General features: G+C 65.5%; 3 protein-coding genes. 1 reads left to right on the plus strand and 2 read right to left on the minus strand.

What is annotated here, in order from left to right:
- Nucleotides 1-24: 24 nt before the first annotated feature.
- On the minus strand, nucleotides 25-2,670 hold the full coding sequence (gene pepN / locus ACNPN0_RS13020; RefSeq protein ID WP_448938621.1) for an aminopeptidase N: 2,646 nt from the start codon (nucleotides 2,668-2,670) through the stop codon (nucleotides 25-27).
- A 43-nt stretch (nucleotides 2,671-2,713) separates the two neighbouring features.
- Nucleotides 2,714-3,472 carry an FCD domain-containing protein gene (locus tag ACNPN0_RS13025; RefSeq protein ID WP_434690392.1) on the minus strand — a complete coding sequence of 253 codons (759 nt, stop codon included), beginning with the start codon at nucleotides 3,470-3,472 and terminating at the stop codon, nucleotides 2,714-2,716.
- 103 nt (nucleotides 3,473-3,575) lie between these two features.
- Here ACNPN0_RS13025 and ACNPN0_RS13030 point away from each other — a divergent pair, with 103 nt between their 5' ends.
- Nucleotides 3,576-5,186, plus strand: a complete 1,611-nt coding sequence (locus ACNPN0_RS13030) for an ABC transporter substrate-binding protein (RefSeq protein ID WP_448938622.1) — start codon at nucleotides 3,576-3,578, stop codon at nucleotides 5,184-5,186.
- The last annotated feature ends 28 nt before the right edge of the window (nucleotides 5,187-5,214 follow it).

Here is a 5,214-nt window from a genome sequence, read left to right on the forward strand (position 1 = left end):
GCCCCGGCTTCGGAGGGCCAGCGCCTAGCGGCTGGTGCGGCTGTAGGCCTGGGCCTTCAGCGAGCGTTCCAGTTCTGCGCGTTCCTCAAGCAGGATGCGCTTGAGGGCGGCCGGTGCGCTCTCATGGCGTTCCAGCCAGCTGGTCGCGGCAGCCAGTGCATGGTTCTGCTCGATGGCGCCCTGGAGATCCTGGTGCCCTGGATACAACCCCTCGATCACGCGAGTGGCGAATTCCATGCCCATGGTCTCGAAGACCGGCAGGATCGCGGCCCAGTAGCGTTCCTCGAACGGTGCCAGCAGGGCTGAGGAACCCATGGTGAAGCCCAGTGCGGTGGCCGAGAGGGCATCGTTGGACAACTCTCCGTGTTCATCGCGCGCCATCAGCACAGTGTCGAAAGCGGTGTCCTTGGCCTGCGGATCCGGGCGCGCCGCCAGCGCGGTGCGGACCGAGTTCTGCGCCACGCTGGTGGGGCTGGCCTTGGCCGCTTCGTGCATGGACGCCTCGGCGGCCTCGTCGAGCCGGCCGGAAGCGGCCAGAGCGATGTAGGAACCCCACAGCAGCTGCTCATCGACGGTGACCTGGTAGGCATTGGGCTGCTCGCCCAGGAAGGCGTCGAGCACCTCCGGGGCCACGCCGGCACGGGCCAGGCGAACCAGGGTGCGCGCGGTGGTGGTCTGCTGGTCTCCGCCGGCCTCGAACCGGGTGAGCCATCCGGTGAGGGTCGCGGCGGCCTTCTGGCGCAGCTCCGCGCGCAGCTCGGGGGCAACGTACTTGGAAATCGAGGTGGCCAGCTGGTCGGTAAGCACCCCGAAGACGCCCGCGTCGGTGACGGCGTGCGCGTGATCGAGGATCGCCTGCACGTAGCTTTGCGCATCCAAGGTGGCCGAACGCACCGCATCCCACAGCGACGCCCAGCAGGTGGCGCGGGGCAGCGAGTCGGCCAGGCCCGAGAGGTGGCCGAGCAAGGTGGCACGCGAAACCGGGTCGAATTCGATCAGCGCATAGGTCTCATCGCCGTCGTTGGGCAGCAGCAGATCCGGGATCCGGCGTCCGACCAGGAAGTCCAGGGCCGCCGATTCGCCGGAGAGCTCCACGTCCACCGAGTCGGTGCGCACCAGCTGGCTCCCGTCCAGCTGGTAGGCGCCGACCGAAAGCACATGCGGGCGGGCGATCTTCTGCCCGGTGACCGGATCGGTGCCCGACTGGATCAGCGATGCCGCGGTGATGGTGCCGCCGGCATCGGTGGTGTATTCGACGTGCAGCTTCGGCACGCCGCTGGTCTTCAGCCAGGCATTCGCCCACTGGACCATATCGCGGCCGCTGGCCGCTTCGAGCGCTTCGAGGAAGTCATCCAGCGAGGTATTGCCGTAGGCGTGCTTGCGGAAGTAGGCGCGGGCGGCGTCGCGGAAGGCCTCGGCGCCGACAAAGGCGGCTAGCTGCTTGAGCACGCTGGCGCCCTTGGCGTAGGTGATGCCATCGAAATTCTGGTCCGCGGCCAGCAGGTCCGGGATGTCGGCCACGATGGGGTGGGTGGTGGGCATCTGGTCGGCCACGTAGGCCCAGGCCTTGCGGCGCGCCGCGAAGGTGGTCCACGCGGTGGTGAAATCGGTGGCTTCGTCGTTGGCCAGGGTGCCGATGTAGTCGGCGAAGGATTCCTTGAGCCACAGGTCATCCCACCACTTCATGGTGACCAGGTCGCCGAACCACATGTGCGCCATTTCGTGCATCAGGGTGTTGCCGCGCTGCTCGTACTGCCCTTCGGTGGCATGCGAGGTGAAGACGTAGCGTTCGGTGAAGGTGACCAGGCCCGGGTTTTCCATGGCGCCGAGGTTGTACTCCGGCACGAACGCCGAGTCGTACTTGCCCCACGGGTAGGGGTAGTCGAACAGCTGGTGGTAGTAGTCCAGGCCCTGGCTGGTCAGCTTGATGATCTCGTCGCCGTCGAAGTGCTCGGCCAGCGAGGCGCGGCAGGTGGCGGCCATCTCGATGCTCAGCTCTTCGCCGTCGTCCAGCCGCTGGAGGTGCTCGCCGCGCACCACGTGGTACGGTCCGGCCAGCACCGCGGTGATGTAGCTGGAAATCGGGGGAGTCGGGGCGCAGGCCACGGTCTTGGTGCCGTCATCGTGCAGTACCTCATCGACGATCGGCTGGTTGCTGGCCAGGTGCCAGGAGGCTGGGCCGGTGAGGGTGAAGCGGTAGCTGGTCTTCAGGTCGGGCTGCTCGAAGCAGGCGAAGACCCGGCGCGCCTCGGAAGGCTCGAACTGGGTGTAGAGGTAGGTTTGCCCATCCTGCGGATCCACGAAGCGGTGCAGGCCCTCGCCGGAGCGCGAGTAGATCGCCCGCCCGCTGATCTTCACGGTGTTCGGCACGTCGGTGCGCAGCTGGTCGAGGTAGATGCGTGCATCGAGCACTGCGGATTCCAGGTCGATCGCGGTGCCGTTGACCAGTACCTCGTCCACGGATTCGTGGATGAAGTCGATGAAGGCCGCCGGATCCTTGGAGCTGAAGTTCAGCGTGGTGATCGAGCTGAAGCTGGTGGCTGTGCGATCGGTGGCATTGGAAAGATCGAGCTGGACCTCGGCGAAGTGCCATTCGATATTCCGTGCGCGCCAGGCCGCTTCGTCGCGCCTGAGGTTTTCATTGGGTGCATAGCGTTGAAGTGTGTCCACCACCCCAGCTTAGCTGTGAAAGGAATGCTTTAGGGTTCTTTTGCTAAACTTCCCGGCTCGCCAGCAGGGCGCGAATCCCATGGAAGTGCTCGGAGATCAACTGCCGGGCGGTTTCCACATCCTTGGCGCGTACCGCGTCGAGGATATCGCGGTGGTCCTGGGCAGTCTTGGCCGGCTGGGTGATTTCCAGATCGGAGTCGATCGCATCGTAGATGGTGCGGTAGACATCCCAGAACACTCCGAGCAGGTTGGTCAGCAGCTGGTTGCCCAGCGGCTCGAAGAGGATGCGGTGGAAGGCCTTGTCCTGCTCGACGAAGGTCTCCTCGCGCGCCGCGTGCTGCTCCATCTGGATTACGCACTGCTCCAGGGCCTCCAGGTGCTCGTCGGTGACCGCGCGGATGGCCAGGCCGATCAGGCCGGTTTCCAGTGCCTGGCGGACATCGACCAGCTCACTGGCCTCATGGCCATGGTGGCGCAGCGACATCTGCCCGCGGAAGGCCAGGGAGTCATGCAGGGCGTTGAGGTTTTCCTGGGCCACGAACATGCCGAAACCGTGGCGGGTGTCGATGATGCCCAGGGCCTGGAGCACCTTGATCGCCTCGCGCAGGGAGTTGCGCCCCACGCCCAGCTCGGCCATGAGTTCCTGCTCGGTGGGCAGCGGGTCCCCGGGCAGCAGTCCGCGTTCCAGGATCAGCGCGGTGATGTCATTGGTCAGCGCGCGCAGGCGGGCACGGGCATCTGATCGGCGGGCTGGCATCGTGCTCAACGGATCCTGCTTTCCTCGGCGGTCGGAGAAGTTCATGTGACGCAGTTGACCATGCGGCGTGACGTCCACTACAGTCTAGACCATAGATCGGACATCCTACGTCCTACAACACTCACTCATTTTCCTGGAGGTGGCAAGAATGGCTTTGAACGAAGTAGCCAACAAGCCCTTTGCACGACGAGATTTCCTGAAGATCACCGGCATGGTTGGCGCTGCTGCGGCATTCTCGGCCAGCCTGGCCGCCTGCTCCCCAGGAGCCAGCGGCGGCGCGGGCAGCACCGCAGCTGCCGGCACGGGCACCATCGAGGCAGGCATTTCCTACGCCCTGTCCACCGGTTTCGACCCGATGACCTCCTCCGGTGCGACGCCGTTCGCCGCCAACATGCACATCTTCGAGGGCCTGGTGGACCTGCACCCGGCCACCCGCGAACCCTACCTGGCGCTGGCCGCGGCAGAACCGAAGCAGATTGACGACACCAGCTGGGAAATCACCCTGCGCGACGGGGCCACCTTCCACAACGGGGAAGCGGTCACCATCCAGGACGTCGTCTACTCCTTCGAGCGGGTGCTGGACACCGGCAACGCCTCGCTGTTCGCCCAGTTCATCCCCTTCATCAAGTCGGTGAAGGCCAAGGACGAGAAGACCGTGGCGTTCACGCTGAACTACGCCTTCCCGCTGTTCCCGACCCGCATCTCGGTGGTCAAGATCGTGCCGAAGGCCGTGGCTTCCAATGACCAGGCCGGCTTCGACGCCGCGCCGATCGGCACCGGCCCGTACAAGCTGGTCTCGGCCACCAAGGACGACAAGATCGTCTTCGAGAAGTTCGAGGACTACAACGGCAAATACCCTGCGGCCGCCAGCGGCATGACCTGGTTCCTGCTCTCCGACGCGGCCGCCCGCGTGACCGCCATGGAATCGGGCCGCGTGCAGGCCATCGAGGACGTGCCGTACCTCGACATGGACCGCCTGGCCTCGAAGGCCACGGTGAAGAGCGCCGATTCCTTCGGCCTGCTGTTCCTGATGTTCAACTGCGCCAAGAAGCCATTCGACAACGCCCTGGTCCGCCAGGCATTGCACTACGGCCTGGACACCGAGTCGATCATCAGCACCGCGCTGCTGGGCAACGCCAAGGCCGCCAGCTCCTATGTGCAAGAAAGCCACCCGCAGTACATCAAGGCGGACACGGTCTACGGCTACGACGCCCAGAAGGCCGCGGCGCTGCTGGCCGAAGCCGGCGTGGACAAGCTGGAATTCGAGCTGCTGACCACCGACACCTCGTGGGTCAAGGACATCGCCCCGCTGATCCTCGAGTCCTGGAACAAGATCCCGGGCGTGAAGGTCACCATGAAGAACCTGCAATCCGGCGCGTTGTACACCGACAACGTGGACAGCGGCACCTTCTCGGTGGTGGCCGCCCCGGGCGACCCATCGGTCTTCGGCAACGACCTGGACCTGCTGATGAGCTGGTTCTACCGCGGCGATGTCTGGCCGAAGAACCGCTTCCGCTGGAACGATACGCCCGAATACAAGGAGCTGCAGAAGCAGCTGGACGCGGCCATCCAGACCGATGATTCGAACAAGGCCATGGCGGCGTGGGGCAAGGCGATCAACATCGTCGCCGAACAGGCCCCGCTCTACCCGGTGCTGCACCGCCAGCTGCCATCGGCCTGGGACGAAAACGCGCTGGAAGGCTTCGCGCCGCTGCCAACCACCGGCATCTCCTTTGTCGGCGTGAACCGCAAGGCCTAGCCGGCCCCGGCCCCGCGCAGCAGGCCGG

This window comes from Glutamicibacter sp. AGC84 (assembly GCF_053543575.1).